We start from the raw sequence: 19320 nt of genomic DNA on the forward strand, positions 1-19320 counted from the left end.
AGGTCGACCATGGCGTCGATCACCCGCTTGCCGGGGAAACGATAGCGCACCAGCACCCAGGCGAGGATGACGCCGAAGATCAGATTGACGATGGCGGCGACAAAGGCCGTGCCGAAACTGATCCTGAGTGCATTGAGCGTGCGGGTATCGAGCGCCAGCGTCATGAACTGCGACCAGCCGAGGCCGCTCGAGCGCCAGATCAGGCCCGACAGCGGAATGAGGATGATCAAAACCAGCCAGAATAGCGTGACGCCGAGCGCCAGACCGAACCCCGGAAGCACGCTCGGCTGACGAAACCGCCAGCGCCTGTTGTGGCCATGCTCTCTCAAATCCAACTCACCTCTCATGCCCAAGGCAAAAAACCCAAGCGGTCCTCAATGATCGACCCGGCCGTTTCCAACCAGGCGATCGCCATTCCGATCAAGCTCAAACAAACCCGACGCCTTAGCACCGCCGGTCGGGCAAAACCTATCTGGTCCGCCGCCAACCTTGCTGTTCTTTCGCCCGGCTTGTCGAGTTGGCCGAACACAGCACCACTCCTCAAAACTTCGATTGCGCTTGCCGCCGAAGTCCTCGCGTCAAACTATCAATTTCGCAGGCACCAACAACGCAATTTTTGACTGCCGGGGGCCTCAAAACGAAACTGATTTCGCTGAGAAGCGCGACAAAAGAAACACTCTGCCTCAAGCATTGTTCCACAGCCGATACGGCAATTTCAGTGGGCTGAATCAAAGTCGAAGAAAGTTATGCTATAGAGTTTATGGATAAAGGGTATTCCTTGCTTACTTCGTGCCAGTTGCCTTCGCATAATCGCCCCATGAATTGTTTGATAGGAAGACGATCGGCGCACCGTCACTTGGCCCGTGTCGCAAGAGGCTGATACCATGGCAAAAACCTTGATCATCCCCGGTCTTTTCGGCTCGGGCGCGGGGCACTGGCAGCGTCACTGGCTGGACGACCAGCCGCGGGCGACGCTCGTCGAGCAAGATGACTGGGACCATCCGGTGCTCGAGCGGTGGCGTGACGCGCTGGAGCGCGCCATTCTCCGTCACGGTGTTGTGGACGTTGTTGCCCACAGCCTGGGCTGCATCCTCGTTGCCAGCCTGGCGCGAAGACCGCTGGCACGGCAGATCAGAAGCGCGCTTCTGGTGGCACCCTGCGATCTAGACGTGACGGGGCGGCTGCATCCCGGCTCGATCGCGTTCGGCGCCATGCCCGAGCATCCGTTCCCGTTTCCGAGCCTGATCGTCGGCAGCCTCAACGACCCCTATATGTCGTTTGATCGATTGCGGCATATCTCGACCCGCTGGGGCAGCCGGCTCGTCGATCTCGGTCATGCCGGGCACATCAATGTCGCCAGCGGTTTCGGCCGGTGGTCGCGCGGCTATGACCTGCTGACAGTCCTGAATGGCATCGCACGGCGCGAACAGCCCCCGGCGAGCGCTGCACAAATCGCTGAAAACCGGGAGGGTCGCGTCGTCGCTGGCCGATAGATACCGGCGCGGTTTCACCTTCTACGTGCGGTCTCGAAACACAGTGGCGACACAAAGGGCTTGATGTCCGCTGGAAATCGCGTTCTAATAGCGCATAAACTTTATAGAGTATGCCGTATAGGGATGACCATGTGCCGAGGTGCCAGGCCAGCCAGAACAACGGATACCTACTCGCCGGCCCATGCGGCTGGCGGCACCATCCCCGACACTGCAGATTTGAGCCCCGTCAGCGGCCGATCTCGGTGCTGGGCGATACCCCAAGGTCCGATCCGTGTTCGGGATCGGAACAGCCATGCGTTTCAAACTTTGCCGGCTGACCGCAGTCGGGCCACAAGGGAGCTCACATGACTGTCCACGGATTGTTTGCCAAGATTTCGCCCGACAGTGACAGCCCTCGGGAAAAGCCGCGCATTGCCATCATTGGCCGCGGCTTCTCGGGGATCATGATGGCGATCGCGCTGATGAAGTCGGTGCGAACAGCATTTCATGTTCATCTCTTTGACCCGCAACCAACCATCAGTGGCGGGCAGGTCATGGCCGCCGCCCAGAGCGGCGAAATCCTCAATAGCCGCGTGCGCGATCTGTCGGTGGCCGCCGGACAGCCGGAGGATTTCAACGAGTGGCTTTGTGCCAACCAGGATTTTCGCTCCGCCGTCTCTGCCGCCATTCCAGGCTTCCAGCAGATCTTCGTGCCGAAGAGTATCTTCAGCGACTATGTCTACCAGCGCTTTTCCGAAGCGTTGACGCGGCGACCGGATATCTCCATGCAGCTCTCCTGCCAGGCGGTGCTGGGCCTGCGAAAGCTGCCATCCGGGCGTTTTTTGGTTGTGCAGGAAGAAGGCTCGATCGAATGCGACGTTGCGGCACTCGCCACCGGATTCGGTATCCGCACGCTTGAAATGGAGGTTGCGGACGATGAGCGTCCCCTGGTGAGAGCGCGGCGTCTGGTGGTGCCGCGCCATGCGGTGCTGCTCGGCAGCGGGGTGCGTGTCGTCGATCGCCTGCTGCAAATGCGCGACAACGGCTATGCCGGCGAGATCACCATCATTTCGCGGCATGGGTTTCTGCCGCAATCGCACACGCGGCTTTCAGCAGCGCCGACTTTCCCGGTGGATCCGATGCCGACGAGGCTACGCGACATCGTCCGCTTCGTCAGGCAAGCCTGCGCCGAGGCAGAGGCCAACGGTCTGAGCTGGCAGGCCGCCATGAACGGGCTCCGGCGCCGCGCGCGTTCTCTGTGGCAAGCTCTGCCAGAACAGGAGAAGCGTCAGTTCAACCGTCATCTGCGCTCGATCTACGACAGCCATCGCAACCGCCTGCCGGCGCCAATGCACCTGCGACTGCAGCAGGAACTGGCCGACGGCCGCACCGTGGTACGCAAGGGCTGGGCCGGGCGGCGCCGGCCCGACGGGCTCATGGTTCGCTGGGCAGGAGCGCCGCAGGAAGATCTGCTGGTGGCAGATCAGGTCATCGACTGTCGCTGCTCTGCGCCTGACCTCAAGGCCCCGGTCATTCAGAACCTCTTTGCCGGCGGTCTGGCGCAGCCGGACGAGCTCGGGCTCGGCCTCGCCGTCAGCCCGGCCGGCGAGGTGCTTTCGGACAGCCATCCAACGGCCAACCTCTACGCGATCGGCCCCCTGGGTCTCGGCAGCCTGCCCGATATCGATCTGGTGCCCGAGATCGTCACGCAAACCTATGCTGCCGCCCGATTGATCGCCACGCGCCGCCGGGTGACGCAGAAGTCTGCATAGGAAGAGCCGTGGTTGCCCGTCAGCGGTGGTGCGACCACGGCACCAGCCGTCGCTCGATCCGTCGTGCAACGACTTCAAACAGGAAGGCGACGGCAGCGATCACCACGATGCCGGCTATGACGATGTCGGTGACCAGGAACTGGGCCGCCGATTGGATCATGAAACCGAGGCCGCGTGTCGCCGCCACGAGCTCGGCGGCAACTAGGGTCGACCAACCGGCGCCGAGCGCAATGCGTGTGCCGGTGAGAATGGATGGCAGCGCGCCCGGCAGGATCACATGCAGCAGCAATTGCCGTCGCGATGCGCCGAAGGCGCGCGCGGCATTGATGTGGTCGGGCGACGCGGATTTCACGCCCGCAGCCGTCGAGAGAATGATCGGCGGCAGCATTGCGAGCGCAATCACGGCAATCTTCGATGCCTCGCCGATACCAAGCCAGATGATGACGAGGGGCAGATAGGCGAGCGGCGGCAGCGGACGCAGAAACTCGACGATCGGATCGAGGATGCCCTTGCCCCAGCGGCTGGTGCCGATCGCCAGGCCTGCAGGCACGCCGAGGATGAGTGCCACGCCGAGCGCACCGAAGATGCGCGAAAGGCTGGCGGCGATATGCTGGACGAGCGTCGCGTCGACAAAGCCCGTAAGCGTCAGGCCGCTCAGCGCCCGAAGGACGGCGAGCGGCGATGGCAGGAACAGCGGCGGCACCAGGCCATAGGCTGAGACGAGGCTCCAAAGGCCGACCAGCGCGGCGACCGTTGCCGCTGAAATCCAAAGAACGGGCAGCGTGCGTGGCGGCTTGACCTCGATTTCGCCGCTTGGATCGGGGCGGGTGGACGTCGCTTCCAGGGAAAGGGTCATGCTGCCACACCTTCGTCTTCGGAATGAATGAGACCGGTCAAATCATCGTGCAACCGCTTGAATTCGGCAGCGGCGCGCAGCTCGTTTTGAGGTATTCCGGAGAGATAGTCCCGACCGAAGCTGACCGGAATGATCTTGGCGATCCGACCCGGGTTCGCGGTCAAGACGACGATGCGCGTCGCTAGCATCAAGGCTTCATCGATGCTGTGTGTGATGAGCAGTGCACCGGCCCGGCTGGCCCGCCACATGTCCAGGAGAAAGCCTTGCATGCGCACACGCGTCAGCGCATCCAATGCGCCGAGCGGCTCGTCCATCAGCAGGAACCGTGGCTGCGAAGCCAGGGCTCTGGCAATGCCGACACGCTGGCGCATGCCGCCGGAAAGCTCCCAGACCTTGCGCTCTGCCGCATCCGGCAAACCGACGCGCTCCAGCAGCGACTGGGCTTCCTTCAATCGTTGGCCCTTGCCGACACCCCGCAGGCGCAAAGGGAATGCAACATTGTCGATCGCGCTCAGCCATGGGTAAAGCGCATCATCCTGAAAGACGACGGCGCGGCCGGAACCGGGGCCGGACAGCGACCGGCCATCAAGCGAGATCCGGCCGCTGCTTGGCGTCAAGAAGCCGGCCGCCAGATTGAGCAGGCTCGTCTTGCCCGAACCGGATCTGCCGATGACCACGACGAAATCGTCGCCGGCAATCTCCAGATTGATCCGATCCAGAACCAGCGGCGCTTGCGATCGCCCTTCGCCAGGCGCGTATCGTAAAGAGATATTCTCGAGCGCAAGCACGGACATTTTGTCGTCCCCATGATCCATGAAGTGGGCCGGAGGATGGGCTAGCGTTTCACGCCCTCAGTCGTGTCGCCAACCGTTCCCGCGGCAATCCCGCCTTGCTCAGAACGAGAGCTTGGCGGCTTCCTGCGCCCAGCGCGCCGAAACGTAAGGGCCATAATCGGTCAGAACTGCCGGGATCTTTTGCTGCTCGAGCAGGAAGGCCGACGTTTCTGCAATGGCCTTGGCCGTTGCGCCGCCGAGAAGATCGGATGTTGCCTGCTCCTCCAATGATGGGAAGTAATATCCCTTGAGCAGGGCGGGCACGTCCTCCGGCTTGGCGCCGGTCAGGCGGGCGATCTTTTCGGCCTGCTCCGATGTGGCATTCCATGTCTCCGGCTTGGCCCGGTAGTCGGCATAGGCATCACCGGTCACCTTGACGAACCCGGTGACGATATCCGGATGTTCTTCGGCGAATTTCTTGCTGACGATCCAGGCATCGAAGGTCGGGCCACCCCACTGGGCAACGTCGGCAGAGGTGGCCAAGACGGTCGATGTCTTCTTGATCTCGGACAGCACCGGATCCCAGACATAGGCGCCGTCGATGTCGCCACGCTGCCAGGCCGCCGCAATTTCCGGCGGGCGCAGGTTGAGGATCTCCACCGATTTAGGATCGATGTTCCAGTGCTTCAGCGCCGTCAGCAGGCTGTAGTGAGCCGTCGACACGAAGGGTGTTGCGATCTTCTTGCCGGCGAGTTCTTCGGGCTTGCTTACGCCCTTGACGGCCAGGGCTTCCGCGTCGCTGATCAGGCCGACGACGAAGATGGTTTCGAACGGCAGTTCCCGGCTTGCCGCAGCCGCCAGCGGCGACGAGCCGACATAGCCGATATCGATCGAGCCGGATGCAAGCGCAGCGATGACATCGGCGCCGCCGTCGAACTTCTGCCAGTTGATTTTCGCGCCGGTCACCTTCTCATACGTGCCATCGGCCTGCGGCACGCGCGACGGCTCGACGATCGGCTGATAACCGATGGTCAGTGTGGTGTCCGCGGCCTGAGCCGCAAGCAGTCCCTGCGTCGCCAACACCAGCGCTGCGGTTGATACCAGAAGGGTACGTCTTGCTATTGTCATTGCCTGCTCCTCAACGGTTTGCCGATGGCCCCGTCGTGGAGCCTGTATTGATAATCTCAAAACCCATGGATTTTATAGAGATAAAAAATACCCCGTTTGTGCGACGGGGTATGAAGCCATTCCAAACTTCGGTCGATTGGGCATCATCTTTGCCCGCTCGAACGTGGTCCCCTCCAGTTACGGCAGGAAACTGCCGTAACGGCCGCTGTGGTAGAGGACGGGTTCGCCTGAGCCTGCCGCAATCGCCAGGACCCGTCCCAGGATGATGGCGTGGCTATGACGCTCGATGATCTCCTCGACTTCGCAATCGATCGCGGCAAGTGCCCCATTCAGGGCGGAAGCGCCGCTGACGAGGGTCCGCCAGTCTGCGCCGCCGTAGCGTGCCGCGCCTTTGAGACCACCAAAGCCCGCGAAGCGCTCGGCCACGTGCTGCTGCTGGCTTGCGAGAATGTTGACGCAGAAATGCTGGTAACGCTCGATCACCGGCCAGGTGGATGACGTCCGGTTGATGTTGACGATCATCGTCGGTGGATCGACCGAAAGCGCCGTTGCCGACGTTACCGTCGCGCCTGTGCGATCGTCGCCGATACCGGCGGTGATGACCGAGACGCCGCCCGACAGGTTGCGCATGGCGGATTTCAGTTCCGATGGCGTGATGGGGTTAGGGCGATCGATCGCATGACTTGATGTCGTGAATGCACTGGAAGCGGCGAGAGCGATGTTCATGGCAAAATCCTCGAAAAATTTGACCTGCTTCCCGGTCGTGAAGCCGCGATCCGGGAAAAAATTTTTCCTCTACTCAAAAATGATCGCCGGATTTTTCATTGTCAATAAATTTTATAGAGTTTATCTTTTTTGGACTGCCGGCCCTGTCTGGCGCCTGCCGTCGATCGTGTCCGAGGAGAATTCGCATGAGCAACACGCCTGACAAAGTCAACGTTCTCTGGTTCCTGCCCACTCACGGCGACAGCCGCTATCTCGGCACATCACGGGGAGGGCGCAATGTCGACCTCAACTATCTGAAACAGGTCGCCCAGGCTGCCGATGCGCTGGGCTACTACGGTGTGTTGATCCCCACTGGCCGCAGTTGCGAGGACAGCTGGGTGGTGGCGTCAGCCCTGGCACCCTTGACCGAGAAGCTGCGCTTCCTGATTGCGGTGCGGCCTGGACTGCTTTCACCGATGCTGGCAGCCCGGATGACGGCAACGCTCGACCGGCTTTCCGAGGGACGGCTGCTGATCAACGTGGTGACGGGCGGCGACCCGACGGAAAACAAGGGCGATGGCATCCACCTGTCGCATGGCGAGCGCTACGAAGCAACCGAGGAGTTTCTCAACGTCTACAAATCAGTCCTTCGCGGCGAAGACGTTACTTTCAAGGGAAAACATTTCGATATCGAAGGCGGCAAGCTGCTGTTCCAGTCGGTGCAGACGCCGCATCCGCCGCTCTATTTCGGCGGTTCCTCGGGCAAGGGCCAGGAGGTGGCGGCCAGAACGATCGACAAATATCTGACCTGGGGTGAGCCACCGGAAGATGTCGCCAGAAAGATTGCCGAAGTGCGCGCACTGGCTGAGGCCGAGGGCCGGGAAGTTACATTTGGCATCCGGCTGCATGTGATCGTGCGCGAGACCGCAAAGGAAGCATGGCGGGCGGCCGACGACCTGATACAATATGTCGATGACGAGACGATCGCCGCGGCACAAAAGGTGTTCGAGCGTATGGATTCGGTAGGTCAAAGTCGTATGAGCCGGTTGCATGGCGGCCGGCGCGACAAGCTCGAGGTGGCGCCCAACCTCTGGGCCGGCGTCGGGCTTGTGCGCGGCGGTGCGGGCACCGCCCTTGTCGGTGATCCGGATCAGGTCAAGGCGCGGATGGAAGAGTACCGCGAGATCGGCATCGATACGTTCATCATGTCTGGCTACCCGCACCTGGAGGAGGCCTATCGCTTCGGCGAGCTCGTGCTGCCAAACCTGCCGCTTGGTCACGCGGTTCCCGCGCGCGAAACATCGATCAATACCGGTCCGTTCGGCGAGACCATTGCCGGCGACCACAGGCCCAAGCTCAAGGTGTCGCAATCGTGAAGCGTCGACCCCGCCGACCGGTTGTCGCAATCATCGGCGGTGGCTTCACCGGGGCGGCGGTTGCCGCCAACCTAGCCAAGAACACGACCGGTCAGGCGGTCGATATCATCGTCTTCGAGCCTCGGGGGCGCCTGGGTGCCGGTCTTGCCTACGACACCTCCGATCCGGCGCATCGCATCAACGTACCGGCGGCGCGCATGAGCCTGATACCGGATGAGCCGGACGATTTTCTGCACTGGCTGGCCGCTGAAGGTGAGCCGCGCGACGACCAGGATGCGCTGACCGAAGACGGGAATCTCTACCCTCGGCGCGCGGTCTTCGGCCGCTATGTCGGCGACTTCATCGCACCTTTTCTTCGGAGCGGTCAGGTCCAGCACTGTCACGAACGGGTGGCCCAGATCGTCAGGACGGGCGAGCAATGGCGGATCGCGGCCGATGGAGGAACTGATATCCTGGCCGACATCGCCATCGTTGCCACGACCCACCCGGCACCGTGTGCACCCCGGCACATTGCCAAGGCGCTCGCCAGCCATCCACGTTTCGTCGCCGACTCGACATTGTCAGGCGCCCTATCCGTAATCCGCGGGGAGGATCGCGTCCTCCTGATCGGCAACGGACTGACTTCGGCCGATGTCATCGCCTCGCTCAGACGAAACGGCCACCGAGGGCCGATCACCGCCCTTTCCCGCCGGGGGCTTCGGTCGAGGGGACACGCGACAACGGCGCAGGAGCCATTTGGCGATTTCGTCACCGATCCTTCGCGAACCGCTCGTTCGCTGTTGCGTAGGATACGCCAGGCAGTTCAGGAGGCGCCGACGGCGGGTCATAGCTGGCACGCGGTTTTCGACGCGTTGCGCGCCCAGGGCGGCGAAATCTGGGGAGCCCTACCTATCCCGGAGCGAAAACGACTTGTTCGCCACCTGAGGCCCTATTGGGATGTGCATCGCTTCCGGGTCGCACCACAGATAGATGCGGTCATCGGCCAAGGGCTTGACCACGGCGATGTGAGGGTTCTTGGCGGATCGGTGAAAGAGATAGCCCGGGCCGGCGAGACCATCACCGCCGAGGTTAGACACCGTCATACCGGCAAGTGCGAGCAGATGACATTTGACGCCTGCGTCGTGACCACCGGCCCGGCGCACACGGCTATCCTCAGGAGCCAGGGTTGGCTGGCCGATATGGCCGATGCTGGCCATTTGCAACTGGATGGGGTGGGCCTCGGCCTTGCCTGCGATGAACAAAGCCGCGCAGCCGACCGCGACGGAAAAAGCGACGACGCGCTTTTCATCGCCGGCCCGCTTGCCCGCGGCACATTCGGCGAGTTGATGGGGCTGCCGCAGGTGAATGATCATGCGATCTTCGTCGCTCATCAGGTCGCGCAGCGTCTCGCAAGCCAGTCCCGGTCGAGGCCTGCGGTGCAAATCGCCTGACACAGAGCAGGCTTTCTACGTTTGCCGGGCAAGCAAGCCGGGGCCACATCTACCCTTCGTGCTGGCCCTCAAGACGCCGCGTCCAGTCCTCGACCTTGCGGGTCGCCAGCCGCTTGATCGCGTAGTCGCGCCAGTTCGTCGGCAAGATATCGAGGTTGGCAATCTCCTGAAGGGCGTCCCGGTTCATCGTGTCGACGTAGAGGTAATGCCAGAGTCGCCTGATGGTCCAAGTCGGGTATCGGCGCTCGACCAGAGCGAGGGCGTCTTCCGCGCAAACGCGCCCTTCCTCGATCACGCGGTAGTACCATCCGGTGCGACCGGATTGCTGGACACGGCGGGCCATGTCGCTTTGACCGAAGCGCTTGTTCAGTTTCCAGCACGGCTGCCGGCCCTGGCTGACTTCGAGCAGGGCACGGCCCAGGCGAAACCGATCTCCGACGGCCACATCATCTTCCGTCAGTCCGGATGTCGACAGGTTTTCGCCGAACGCTCCAGGGTGATCGAGAACCGCTGCCGGGCCGATCTCCGACCGCCAGAGCCGGTAATGATCGCCGGGGTAGTGGTGCACAGCCTTCTCGATGCCGCCGTGTCGTTTAAGGTCGCCCTGGTGATCGCCAACGAAGCCGGTCGGCGACAGGTGCAACGCCCCGGCGACCGGCTTCTTGTCGATACCGCTTTGCGTCCCGCGTTCATCGATGGCGGTCAGTGAACCCACCAGCAATGCATTGAGGGCAATCGGCTTTATTTGCTCAGGCCGCATGCAACTGCTCCAACCATGCCGTCATCATCGAGTCGGCGGCCGTCGCTAGTGTGGCCCCGTATTGCGTCGCATCGTCGCGAAGTTTTCCGATGTCGATCTTTGCCGCCACCAGCTCGCAGGCGTGACCGACCAGCCACCGCTCAAACGCCACTCCCGCATCCGCCTCGGGGTGAAACTGAAGCCCGAGAATATTGTTGCCGATGGAAAACGCCTGCTGCACGGTCTTTGGGGTCGACGCCAGCAAAGTGGCGCCGGCGGGAAGATCGTAGGTATCGCCGTGCCAATGCAGCATCGGCACGCCATCCAGATGACGAAGCGGAGAAGCACGGCCGGCCTCGCTAAGGCTGATCGGGTCGAAACCGATCTCCTTGATCCCCAATGGAAAGACCCGCGCGCCGCTTGCGCGCGCAATCAGTTGCGCGCCAAGGCAGATGCCGAGGGTCGGCCGACCGGTCTTCAGTCGTGCTGCTAGCACCTCGACCTCCCGCTGCAGAAACGGGTAGGTCCGGTCCTCGTAGGCGCCGATCGGTCCGCCGAGTACAACGACAAGGTCGGGGGCGTCCGGCGCGAAATCCAGAAAATCGGCGGTTCCGACATCGCGGTATTCTATCCCGTAGTCAGCGCGAAGGGGAGCGGCAAAGGTGCCGAGATCCTCGAAATGAACATGCCTGATCACCAGGGCCGATTTCAGTGTCATCGCTTTCCTGTCTCTATTCGACGTGAAATCTCATCGGGAATTGCGCAGCCGTCAGTCGTGCAGCCGGCGATGTCCACCGGCACAGTCGTTGCCGGCAGCGGTTCTGCAAGTGCTGTCGCCAGCCAAGCTCCGACGAGCAGATCGTCCTCGATCCCGAATCGATGGTGGCGGACCTTGCCGTCGCGGCCAATGATGATGGTCGTGGGCGTGCCACGCATGCCGTAGCCCTGCATCGTGCGCGGTATCGGCGTATCGGGTGATGCCGCGTCGACGCCGATCGGAAAGCTTAGACGGTATTCGTGGATGAACGCCTTGAGGGCCTCCGGACCCATCGCCGTATGATGTTCGAAAACCGTGTGCAGGCCGATCACTTGGAGATCGGTGTCGCGAAACAGCCGCTGCACGCGCTGGGTCTGCGGCAATCCGTACGATACGCAGGCGGGGCAAAGCATCTGAAAGGCGTGGATGAAGACGACGCGTCCGCGCAGCATGCCGAGGCTCAGCGGCGTTGCGGTGTTGAACCAGTTGCTCACGTCCAGTTCCGGCGCCTGATTTGAGAGATCAGCGATCATGAGGCCATTCCTTTTGGGAGGGGCCGGGCAGGCAGGACCTGCCCGGCGGGATGTCAGGCCGCTTCGCGCACGAGCTTGACGCCGGGGAAATCGACCGGCACGGCGAGGGCCACGTTGATGTAGTTGGTGAAGAGATTGAGCGCCACGTGCGCGATGATCTCGACAATGTCCTGATCGTCGAAGCCGGCATTGCGCAACGCCTTGACGTCAGCATCCGAGACCTGACCGCGTTCGTCGACCAGGATGCGGACGAATGAAAGCACCGCCGCGGTCTTCGGATCAGCGGAGTGGCCGCGTTGGGCGTCAGCCATGTCCTGCGCTGTCGCGCCGGCCTTGCGGCCGAGAGCCGTATGCGCCGCCAGGCAATAGTGGCAATCATTGCGGTCAGCGACGGCGACGGCAATCTGCTCGCCGAGTTTGGCGCCGAGCCGGCCATTGCCAAGCGCGCCGAACGAACCCCACATGCTGGCAAGTGCCGCCGGGGAATTGGCCACCGCCTTGAACATGTTCGGTGTCGCGCCGAAGGCCGCGTGGATGCTGCCCAGCAGTTCTGCACTGGCACCGGTTGCCGTCTTGGGGTCAACTAGATTAATTCTGCTCATGGTTTTCTCTTTCTATTTGCGTGGAGGGAGAAAATGCCGGTCCGCCGATGGCAGTCGACGGGCCGGCGCCGACATCATCGGGGCCGAAAGCGCGCTTGAATGCGGTGAAATCCTTTGGTCCCGAGGGTGAAGCGGTTTGTCCTGGTGCCGACGTCAGCACGCTGGGGCGTGGCAGCGCCGGTCCATTGGTCGAAACAAATGATGGGTCGGTGGTGTACTTCATTGCATCTGCCCCACCTCAGGCCGCGCCACGGTTGAATATCTTCCAGGCGGCGGCCTGGCTTGAGGCGTCTGCCGTTTCGTATTCGCCGCAATCGATGCGCAAATCCGCTTGGCCAAACGGTGCGTTGACGAAGGCGCAATGGTGCGGCTCTTTCGAACCCGGATAGGCATTGGGCTGGAAGTATCGGCAGTTCACACACATGCGTTGTTCCGGGATGGCGCCGGACGCCTGCAGCGTGCGGATGATCTTGACCAGATGAAGCAGCAGATCTTCCTGTTCGAGCGTCGATAGCGACGCAAAGGCAGCGTCTGTCGCCGAGGCAATCATGCCGGCGCGGCGCACGGCGGCCTCGCCTTCGGCCGTCGCGGCCACCGCTACGGCCCGCGCATCCGAAGGGTCCGCCAGCTTCTCGACAAAACCCTTGCGCGTCAGTGCATTGATCGAATCCGTCGCAGTCGGTTGGCTGACGCCGAGATGGGCTGCGATCTGTTTGACGCGCATGCCAGCTTTGCCACGGCCCACCAGAAAGATCAGGATCTGCAGTTGTGTCGGGTTCAACCCGATCACGTCGGCTGCCGTCCATGCTTCGGTCCGCATCGCCGTCGCTATCCGTGCGAACCCGTCGCCTATGCGGTCGATAATTGCAGGCGGTGTTGTCGTGTTCTTTGCCATTCCTGATATATATAGGAGTCCTATTTAGTGTCAATTCACCGTCGCCGGGAATCCGCATCCAATTTGACGCGCATCAAATTAGGTGCACGGCCTTCGGACTAATACTGCGGCGAACAACCCAAGCACGGGCTGCTCGGTCAAACGGAGAAGACGATGTTGAAAGCAATCAAGAGCGGATTGGGCCTCGCAATGGCGGTCATGCTTATCGCTGCGCCCGCAACCGCCGCGGATTTCGAAGTGCACATGCTCAACAAGGGCAAGGAAGGCGCGATGGTGTTTGAACCTGCGTCGCTGAAGGTTGCGGCCGGCGACACGGTGACGTTCATCCCGACCGACAAGGGCCACAACGTCGAAACGATCAAGGGCATGATCCCGGATGGCGCAGAGGCATTCAAGAGCAAAATCAACGAAAACTACAAGGTGACCTTCACTGCACCCGGCATCTACGGCGTGAAATGCACGCCGCACTACGGCATGGGCATGGTCGGCCTGGTTCAGGTCGGCGACAGCCCGGCCAACCTCGCAGCGGCGAAGGGCGCCAAGAACCCGAAGAAGGCGCAGGAACGGCTGGACGCCGCATTCACAGCACTCGGCAACTAAAGCAAAGCCACACTGAAACGAGCGGGCGGGGACGGGCCGCTCGACGGCGCCGCCCACCGGGCGGAAGGCGGCGCCATCATGCGGAACCAATGCGAAGCACTCGCGTTGGTTCCGCATGGAGCAAATCGTAGCAGACATGTTTCCGCCGTCGCAGATTCCCTATCCGGTCATCTTCGCGCGCATTCTCGGGGCCTTGCTGATGGGCTCGATCATTGGCTTCGAGCGTGAAGCCAAAGCCCGCCCGGCCGGTCTCAAGACGCACATGCTCGTGTGCCTCGCCGCCTGCACCTTTGCAGTCATCTCGCTTGAAAGCGTCTATATGAAGGGCTTCATAGACGAGCGGGTCCGGATCGATCCCTTGCGCGTCGTTGAAGCGGTCACCGCGGGCGTCGCCTTTCTTGCGGCGGGCACCATCGTACTGTCGCGCGGACAGGTCCAGGGCCTGACGACCGGCGGTAGTCTGTGGTTGGCGGGCGCCATTGGCCTCGCTCTCGGCTTCGGCCACTGGATCATCGCTGCCTTTGCGACAGGATCCGCCTTTCTTGTTCTTTCCGTCGTCGGCAGGCTCGAAGCGGTAGTTGAGGAGGAAGAGCAACCCGGCCCTCAACCTCAGGCATCCAAGCCTCGCGACGAGAAGGTGAGCCGCATCCGCAAGACCACCCGATAGATTTCGCATCCTGCGCCGCTTGGGACGGCACCATTTTTCACTCACCGGCTCTGCAGCGTTTCTTTCGATCCATGGCTTTCTTGGCCGGCAGATCAGGCCGGGCGCAATGGTCATTTGCATCTTGCAAAAGGCCTCCATATGTGAACAGTATCTTTACATAAGAAAATTCATGGAGGAGATAATGCCCAACCAGCACAGCCGCGCCCATATGATAAGCGCGACCACTCGCTGCCAGCTGCCAATGCGGATACGAGCCAGCGCAGGGTTTTCTCATGAATGAATTCTCGCCAACCGTTGGCGTGTCTACGACACGCCCCACCGACATGCCGGAGGATCACGCTGCCCTTCCGGTGTGGAATGCCGAAAACTGGTTTTACGAGGATTGGCCGGTCGGCCAGCGCATCCGCTCGTTGCGCCGGACGATCTCCGAGAGCGACAGCCACCTGTTCAACACGCTGGTCGTCGACATCCACCCTTATGTCCAGGATCAGATGTTCGCGGAACGGGAAGGCATCTTCGGCCGCCGACTGGTGGCTGGCGCCTTCGTTTTTTCGGCCGGCCTCGGCCTCGTCGCTACCAACTGCGTCAACGCTTTTTCCTACGGCTATGACAAGCTGCGCTTCATCAAGCCGGTCTTTCTGGGCGACACGATCTACACGATCCGCACCAACATGGACAAAACACCGCGCTACAAGGAGCTGGGCCTGATCCGGGCCAGTTATCAGGTCTTCAAGAACGAGGGTGAGCTGGTGCTCTACTGCGAGCATCTGCAGACGGTGAAGTACAACAATCCGGCTGACTTCGTCGGCAAGACAGAGAAATAAGAACAGCGATGCACGAGGAAAACGAACTGCCTTTGGCCGGCCTTGTCGTCGTCGACATGAGCCAGTTTCTCTCCGGTCCCTATTGCTCTCTACGGCTGATGGACCTGGGCGCGCGCGTCATCAAGATCGAGCGCCCGGATGGCGGCGATCTATCGCGCCGCCTCTATCTCAGCGACACCGAGATCGGTGGCGATTCCACCATCTTCCATGCGATCAATCGCGCTAAGGAAAGTCTGGCAATCGATCTCAAGGACGAATCCGATGTCGCGGCGCTGAAGGCGCTGCTCGCCAAGGCCGACGTCCTGATCCAGAACTTCCGACCTGGCGTCATTCAACGGCTGGGCTTGGACTACGAGGCCGTTCGGGCGATCAACCCGCGCATCGTCTACGCTTCGATCAGTGGTTATGGAGAGGAGGGTCCCTGGGTCAAGCGGCCTGGTCAGGACCTGCTGGCGCAGGCGCGTTCCGGCGTGATGTGGCTGAATGGCGACGAAGCGCAAGGGCCGGTCCCCTTCGGTCTTGCCATTGGCGATATGCTTGCCGGCGCTGCAGCGGCCCAGGGCATTCTTGCCGGCCTCGTCCGCCGCGGCATCTCCGGCAAGGGCAGCCTGATTGAAACCAGCTTGCTCGAAGCACTGGTCGACTTCCAGTTCGAGGTGCTGACGACCCATCTCAACGACGGCAGGCGGCTGCCGAAGCGCTCGGATTTCCGCAGCGCACACGCCTATCTGTCGGCGCCCTACGGGGTCTACCCCGCCAAGGACGGCTACCTCGCCATCGCGATGACGCCGATCTCGAAACTTGCCGACCTCCTGGAGATGCCGCAGCTCGCACCCTATTGCGACGACCCGTCTTCATGGTTTTCCGCAAGGGACGAGATTAAGGCCCTGATCGCCGAGCGCATCGGCGAAAACACGGTGGACCATTGGCTGGCCGTGCTCGAGCCGGCCGACATCTGGTGCGCTCGCGTGCTCAACTGGAACGAACTGCTGGAAAGCGACGGCTTCCGCACCCTCGACATGCTGCAGACGGTCAACCGCGAAGACGACGTGTCGATCCTGACCACGCGTTCGCCGCTGCGGGTCAACGGTCGGCGCGCCCAGGTCGATCGCGCTGCCCCGAGAATCGGCGAACACAGTGCATCGATCCGGAAGGAGTTCGGCCTATGACCGTCACCCTCAAGGGAATGACGTGGAGCCATCCACGCGGTTACGACCCTATGGTGGCCTGTTCGAGGCTCTGGCAGGAAAAGACCGGGGTTGCCATCCATTGGGAGAAGCGCTCGCTGCAGGATTTCGAGACCTATCCGGTCGAGGAGCTCGCCAAGGCATACGATCTGATCGTCATCGATCACCCGCATGTCGGGCAGATCACCAATGAAGGGTGCCTTGCGCCTCTTGATGTGGCCGGTCGAGAAGCGGAACGTTCCGTGCTTGCAGCCGGGTCGGTCGGGCAATCCTATCCGAGCTATGGCTGGAATGGGCGTCAATGGGCCTTTCCGATCGATGCCGCGGCACAGGTCCAGGCCTGGCGCCCTGATCTCGGAGAGCGTGTTTCGAGCTGGTCCGGCATGTTGGACCTCGCGCGCAAGGGTGCGGTGCTGCTGCCGCTGCGACCGCCGCATTCGCTGATGAGCTTCTACACGCTCTGCGGCAATCTCGGTCACCCCTGCGCAGTGAGCGGACAAGCGGACCTGGTGGACCGTGACGGAGGCGTTGCCGCCTTCGAGATGCTCTCCGAGCTTGTATCGCTGATCGACCCCGCCTGCTTCGCGATGGATCCGATCGCGGTGCTGGAGGCGATGTCGGCCCCGGAGGCAAAAGCCGCCTGCGCGCCGTTAATCTACGGCTACGTCAGCTACTCGGTTGCCGGTTTCCGGCCGTCGCTCATCCGGTTTGGCGACATTCCGGTCGCGGGCCAGCATGGCCCAAGCGGTTCGGCGCTTGGCGGAACGGGCATTGCCGTCTCCGGCTTCTCGTCGTCCATCGACGCCGCGACCGACTTTGCCTATTGGGTTGCAAGCGGTGCGGTCCAGCGCCAGGCCTACGCCTTTGGCGGCGGACAGCCGGGACACGGCGACGCCTGGGACGACGATGCGGTGAACGCGGCGACATCAAACTTTTATCGCGCGACCCGTGCGACGCTCGAAACCGCCTGGGTGCGTCCCCGACACGATGGTTACATGCCGTTCCAGCAGGCGGCCTCGGATCGCATCAATGACGGGCTATTGCGCAAGGAGAAGGCGCGACAGGTCGTTGACGATCTCAACCGGCTTTTCACCGAAAGCTTCGCGGCGGCGTAAAGAGAAACACCGGAGATAAGCGATCGGCTCATCTCCGGTGTTCAGCAAAAAAAGGCCGACCTAACGGTTTCAGGCTTTGTCGTGCGGGTGGGTGGCCACAATGGGCCGCGTTGCTTCCTTACGCGAGATTCCAGATTCGACGTGCGTTTGCCGACAGCAGCTTTGTCCGCTCGTCCGGACTGCAGTGCTCCAGCAACGCGTGAGTGGTCGCAACCCAGGTTGAAAGGTTGGCGCCGAGCGTGCAGACGGGCCAATCGCTGCCCCAGACGACGCGGTCCCAGCCGAAGGTGCCGATTGTATGCTCGACGTAAGGTCGTAGCGTCTCGACATTCCAGCTTTCATCCGCATAGGCGACGACGCCGGATATCTTGGCAACCACGTTCGGCCGCTTTGCGATCTCGCGCATATGGTCACGCCAGGGATGTTCGGCGCCGCTGCGGATATCGGGAACGCCGCAATGGTCGAGCACGAACTGCAGATCGGGCACGAGATCGGCAAGCGCAATCGCTTTGGGGATCTGGTGCGGCAGGACGCAGAGATCGAAGGTAAAACGGTTACCGCCAAGCCGCCTGATGTTCTCGCGGAAGAGGGCGCCGTCCGACAGATCGTCCGGGACCACATGCAGGACACGGCGAAACCCCTTGACGAGGGGATCGTCCTGTTGCCGTTCGAGATAGGCGGCAAAGCCGTCCTCTTCCGGCCGGCACGCGGCAATTGCCCCCTTGAGCAGACTGCCCGCTCTTTGCGAGAGTTGCCGAACTTCTGACGTCTCCAATTCCATTTCGCCTGGGTCGACATCGACTTCCATGTGCAACGCCGTCTCGATGCCGACACGCCGAGCCTCCGCCTCATAGGTCGAATAGAGGAAATCGCGATCCAGCGCCGGGACGCCCGTCAGCCAGGGATAGGTCAACGCGGACTTGTTGATGAGATGCAGATGGGTGTCGACGATCACGATGCGGTATCCTCCGTACGCCTCACACTCTCACACGAGAAGAGATCATTCAAATAAGAAATTGACAGTATGCAGCGATCGCGGACGTCGTGTGCCGACCGTAGATCCGGCACCTGCTCATTCCGACGATTGCGCCACATCCGATCCCGCGAGCACCGAGAGCTGTGTCGCCGCGCTGCGCAGGAGCGAGATCGTCTCGGTGATATCAGGCGCAGATGGCGCATTGACCAGCGCAATATAGGGAATGGTCAAGGCCGCGATGCCACGGCCGTCGGGGCCGAGAATGGGGGCCGAGAGGTTGTAGACGCCGGCCGTCTGGGCGCTTGCCATCATTTCGTAGCCACGCTCGCGGATCTGGTCGAGCCGTGCATAGAATTCCGGACCAAGCGAAATCTCGTCCTTGCTGCGCGCGTGCTCGGCGATCATCATTTCCCGTTCCTCCGGCGTGCGGAAGGCGAGCAGGATGTGACCGGAGCCGGTATCGAACAGGCTGATATGTGAGCCGACCCTGATTGAGATACCCCAGTAATCAGGCGCTTCCTGCTGGGCGATGACCACGGCCGAGCCGCGATCGAACACGGCCAACTGGTTGGCCTGCTTCGATCGCTGGGCAAGATCGCGCATCAGTGGCGTCGCATAGGAGGCCAGCCGCCGCACCGGTGCGTGAAGCTGGGCCAGGCCGAAAAGCTTCAACGTCAGGGAATAGCGATCGCCATCGATTCGCGTGACGTAGCCGCGGCGCACGAGCCGGTCGAGCATCCGGTAGAATTCGTTCGGGCTCCGATTGAGCCTTTTCGATATTTCCGCCTGCGTCAGGCCTCCATCGACGCTCGCCAGCAGTTCGAGAATATCAAGTCCCTTGTCCAGCGCGGGGGCGCGGTAGCGATCGGACTCTTCGGTGTCCATGGGCGTCCTCCTTAGTGAATATCGATAT

The 19320-nt window shown here is 61.9% G+C and carries 21 protein-coding genes and 2 pseudogenes; 10 read left to right on the forward strand and 13 right to left on the reverse strand.

The genetic code is table 11. The features are described 5' to 3' along the window. Positions 1 to 335: pseudogene (locus ASD03_RS18300) on the reverse strand (molybdate ABC transporter permease subunit); the annotation flags it as partial. Between the two features lie 42 nt (positions 336 to 377). On the opposite strand from ASD03_RS18300, the gene ASD03_RS18305 reads away from it, so the two are divergent. The 3 genes from ASD03_RS18305 to ASD03_RS18315 all read left to right on the forward strand — a co-directional run bounded on the left by ASD03_RS18305 (position 378) and on the right by ASD03_RS18315 (position 3244). After that, a complete protein-coding gene (locus ASD03_RS18305) occupies positions 378 to 620 on the forward strand; it encodes a hypothetical protein (RefSeq protein ID WP_057208070.1) in 243 nt (80 codons plus the stop codon). Positions 621 to 884: 264 nt separating this feature from the next. Continuing rightward, a complete protein-coding gene (locus ASD03_RS18310) occupies positions 885 to 1493 on the forward strand; it encodes an alpha/beta hydrolase (protein WP_057214690.1) in 609 nt (202 codons plus the stop codon). A 344-nt stretch (positions 1494 to 1837) separates the two neighbouring features. Continuing rightward, positions 1838 to 3244 (forward strand): FAD/NAD(P)-binding protein, encoded by a 1407-nt coding sequence (locus ASD03_RS18315; RefSeq protein WP_057214693.1) that lies wholly within the window; start codon positions 1838 to 1840, stop codon positions 3242 to 3244. Positions 3245 to 3263: 19 nt separating this feature from the next. Here ASD03_RS18315 and ASD03_RS18320 read toward each other — a convergent pair whose 3' ends face one another. From ASD03_RS18320 to ASD03_RS18335, 4 genes are all read right to left on the reverse strand, one after another. Then, positions 3264 to 4100, reverse strand: a complete 837-nt coding sequence (locus ASD03_RS18320; protein WP_057214696.1) for an ABC transporter permease subunit — start codon at positions 4098 to 4100, stop codon at positions 3264 to 3266. After that, a complete protein-coding gene (locus ASD03_RS18325) occupies positions 4097 to 4894 on the reverse strand; it encodes an ATP-binding cassette domain-containing protein (protein ID WP_057214858.1) in 798 nt (265 codons plus the stop codon). Before ASD03_RS18325 ends, ASD03_RS18320 begins: the two co-directional genes overlap by 4 nt. A gap of 99 nt (positions 4895 to 4993) precedes the next feature. After that, on the reverse strand, positions 4994 to 6001 hold the full coding sequence (tauA, locus tag ASD03_RS18330; protein ID WP_057208062.1) for a taurine ABC transporter substrate-binding protein: 1008 nt from the start codon (positions 5999 to 6001) through the stop codon (positions 4994 to 4996). 177 nt (positions 6002 to 6178) lie between these two features. Beyond that, positions 6179 to 6727, reverse strand: coding sequence for a flavin reductase family protein (locus ASD03_RS18335; protein ID WP_057208060.1), 549 nt, complete (start codon positions 6725 to 6727; stop codon positions 6179 to 6181). Between the two features lie 185 nt (positions 6728 to 6912). On the opposite strand from ASD03_RS18335, the gene ssuD reads away from it, so the two are divergent. After that, the gene (gene ssuD / locus ASD03_RS18345) at positions 6913 to 8082 is read left to right on the forward strand and encodes an FMNH2-dependent alkanesulfonate monooxygenase (protein ID WP_057214699.1); all 1170 of its coding nucleotides are present in this window, start codon (positions 6913 to 6915) and stop codon (positions 8080 to 8082) included. Further along, positions 8079 to 9512: an FAD/NAD(P)-binding protein gene (locus tag ASD03_RS18350; protein ID WP_244494254.1), complete on the forward strand. Its 1434-nt coding sequence runs from the start codon at positions 8079 to 8081 to the stop codon at positions 9510 to 9512. The genes ssuD and ASD03_RS18350 overlap by 4 nt, the downstream gene beginning before the upstream one ends. Positions 9513 to 9561: 49 nt before the next feature. Here the strand turns inward: ASD03_RS18350 and ASD03_RS18355 are convergent, their stop codons facing one another. From ASD03_RS18355 to ASD03_RS18375, 6 genes and pseudogenes are all read right to left on the reverse strand, one after another. After that, positions 9562 to 10272, reverse strand: a complete 711-nt coding sequence (locus tag ASD03_RS18355; protein ID WP_057208052.1) for an MOSC domain-containing protein — start codon at positions 10270 to 10272, stop codon at positions 9562 to 9564. Beyond that, entirely contained in the window at positions 10262 to 10969 is a 708-nt protein-coding gene (locus tag ASD03_RS18360; protein ID WP_198956849.1) for a glutamine amidotransferase, read from the reverse strand. The genes ASD03_RS18355 and ASD03_RS18360 overlap by 11 nt, the downstream gene beginning before the upstream one ends. A 98-nt stretch (positions 10970 to 11067) precedes the next feature. Next, positions 11068 to 11541: pseudogene (locus ASD03_RS18365) on the reverse strand (redoxin domain-containing protein); the annotation flags it as partial. A gap of 53 nt (positions 11542 to 11594) precedes the next feature. After that, positions 11595 to 12143: a peroxidase-related enzyme gene (locus ASD03_RS18370; RefSeq protein WP_057208047.1), complete on the reverse strand. Its 549-nt coding sequence runs from the start codon at positions 12141 to 12143 to the stop codon at positions 11595 to 11597. After that, positions 12130 to 12366: a hypothetical protein gene (locus ASD03_RS39040; RefSeq protein WP_156407982.1), complete on the reverse strand. Its 237-nt coding sequence runs from the start codon at positions 12364 to 12366 to the stop codon at positions 12130 to 12132. The genes ASD03_RS18370 and ASD03_RS39040 overlap by 14 nt, the downstream gene beginning before the upstream one ends. Positions 12367 to 12381: 15 nt before the next feature. Beyond that, positions 12382 to 12963: a MarR family winged helix-turn-helix transcriptional regulator gene (locus tag ASD03_RS18375; RefSeq protein WP_234907940.1), complete on the reverse strand. Its 582-nt coding sequence runs from the start codon at positions 12961 to 12963 to the stop codon at positions 12382 to 12384. A 264-nt stretch (positions 12964 to 13227) separates the two neighbouring features. Between ASD03_RS18375 and ASD03_RS18380 the strand changes: the two genes are divergently transcribed. The 5 genes from ASD03_RS18380 (at position 13228) to ASD03_RS18400 (ending at position 17431) form a co-directional block, all read left to right on the forward strand. Next, complete coding sequence (locus tag ASD03_RS18380; protein WP_113567729.1) at positions 13228 to 13638, forward strand: pseudoazurin; 411 nt, start codon at positions 13228 to 13230, stop codon at positions 13636 to 13638. A 115-nt stretch (positions 13639 to 13753) separates the two neighbouring features. After that, positions 13754 to 14305 carry an MgtC/SapB family protein gene (locus tag ASD03_RS18385; RefSeq protein ID WP_025428731.1) on the forward strand — a complete coding sequence of 184 codons (552 nt, stop codon included), beginning with the start codon at positions 13754 to 13756 and terminating at the stop codon, positions 14303 to 14305. A gap of 272 nt (positions 14306 to 14577) precedes the next feature. After that, complete coding sequence (locus ASD03_RS18390; RefSeq protein ID WP_025428732.1) at positions 14578 to 15129, forward strand: MaoC family dehydratase; 552 nt, start codon at positions 14578 to 14580, stop codon at positions 15127 to 15129. 8 nt (positions 15130 to 15137) lie between these two features. Further along, positions 15138 to 16298 (forward strand): CaiB/BaiF CoA-transferase family protein, encoded by a 1161-nt coding sequence (locus ASD03_RS18395; RefSeq protein WP_025428733.1) that lies wholly within the window; start codon positions 15138 to 15140, stop codon positions 16296 to 16298. Then, positions 16295 to 17431 (forward strand): ABC transporter substrate-binding protein, encoded by a 1137-nt coding sequence (locus ASD03_RS18400; protein ID WP_057214708.1) that lies wholly within the window; start codon positions 16295 to 16297, stop codon positions 17429 to 17431. Before ASD03_RS18395 ends, ASD03_RS18400 begins: the two co-directional genes overlap by 4 nt. A 118-nt stretch (positions 17432 to 17549) precedes the next feature. Here ASD03_RS18400 and ASD03_RS18405 read toward each other — a convergent pair whose 3' ends face one another. Together ASD03_RS18405 and ASD03_RS18410 are read right to left on the reverse strand one after the other, a co-directional pair. Beyond that, complete coding sequence (locus tag ASD03_RS18405) at positions 17550 to 18386, reverse strand: amidohydrolase (protein WP_057214711.1); 837 nt, start codon at positions 18384 to 18386, stop codon at positions 17550 to 17552. Positions 18387 to 18503: 117 nt separating this feature from the next. Continuing rightward, positions 18504 to 19292: an IclR family transcriptional regulator gene (locus ASD03_RS18410; protein ID WP_025428736.1), complete on the reverse strand. Its 789-nt coding sequence runs from the start codon at positions 19290 to 19292 to the stop codon at positions 18504 to 18506. Positions 19293 to 19320: the final 28 nt, after the last annotated feature.

Source organism: Ensifer sp. Root127, assembly GCF_001425225.1.
Taxonomy (GTDB): Bacteria; Pseudomonadota; Alphaproteobacteria; order Rhizobiales; family Rhizobiaceae; genus Ensifer; species Ensifer canadensis.

Coding starts and splice junctions, on each gene's coding strand:
- ASD03_RS18305 (WP_057208070.1), top strand. CDS start 378: ATGATCGACCCGGCCGTTTCCAACCAGGCGATCGCCATTCCGATCAAG.
- ASD03_RS18310 (WP_057214690.1), top strand. CDS start 885: ATGGCAAAAACCTTGATCATCCCCGGTCTTTTCGGCTCGGGCGCGGGG.
- ASD03_RS18315 (WP_057214693.1), top strand. CDS start 1,838: ATGACTGTCCACGGATTGTTTGCCAAGATTTCGCCCGACAGTGACAGC.
- ASD03_RS18320 (WP_057214696.1), bottom strand. CDS start 4,100: ATGACCCTTTCCCTGGAAGCGACGTCCACCCGCCCCGATCCAAGCGGC.
- ASD03_RS18325 (WP_057214858.1), bottom strand. CDS start 4,894: ATGTCCGTGCTTGCGCTCGAGAATATCTCTTTACGATACGCGCCTGGC.
- tauA (WP_057208062.1), bottom strand. CDS start 6,001: ATGACAATAGCAAGACGTACCCTTCTGGTATCAACCGCAGCGCTGGTG.
- ASD03_RS18335 (WP_057208060.1), bottom strand. CDS start 6,727: ATGAACATCGCTCTCGCCGCTTCCAGTGCATTCACGACATCAAGTCAT.
- ssuD (WP_057214699.1), top strand. CDS start 6,913: ATGAGCAACACGCCTGACAAAGTCAACGTTCTCTGGTTCCTGCCCACT.
- ASD03_RS18355 (WP_057208052.1), bottom strand. CDS start 10,272: ATGCGGCCTGAGCAAATAAAGCCGATTGCCCTCAATGCATTGCTGGTG.
- ASD03_RS18360 (WP_198956849.1), bottom strand. CDS start 10,969: ATGACACTGAAATCGGCCCTGGTGATCAGGCATGTTCATTTCGAGGAT.
- ASD03_RS18370 (WP_057208047.1), bottom strand. CDS start 12,143: ATGAGCAGAATTAATCTAGTTGACCCCAAGACGGCAACCGGTGCCAGT.
- ASD03_RS39040 (WP_156407982.1), bottom strand. CDS start 12,366: ATGAAGTACACCACCGACCCATCATTTGTTTCGACCAATGGACCGGCG.
- ASD03_RS18375 (WP_234907940.1), bottom strand. CDS start 12,963: ATGCGGACCGAAGCATGGACGGCAGCCGACGTGATCGGGTTGAACCCG.
- ASD03_RS18380 (WP_113567729.1), top strand. CDS start 13,228: ATGGCGGTCATGCTTATCGCTGCGCCCGCAACCGCCGCGGATTTCGAA.
- ASD03_RS18385 (WP_025428731.1), top strand. CDS start 13,754: ATGGAGCAAATCGTAGCAGACATGTTTCCGCCGTCGCAGATTCCCTAT.
- ASD03_RS18390 (WP_025428732.1), top strand. CDS start 14,578: ATGAATGAATTCTCGCCAACCGTTGGCGTGTCTACGACACGCCCCACC.
- ASD03_RS18395 (WP_025428733.1), top strand. CDS start 15,138: ATGCACGAGGAAAACGAACTGCCTTTGGCCGGCCTTGTCGTCGTCGAC.
- ASD03_RS18400 (WP_057214708.1), top strand. CDS start 16,295: ATGACCGTCACCCTCAAGGGAATGACGTGGAGCCATCCACGCGGTTAC.
- ASD03_RS18410 (WP_025428736.1), bottom strand. CDS start 19,292: ATGGACACCGAAGAGTCCGATCGCTACCGCGCCCCCGCGCTGGACAAG.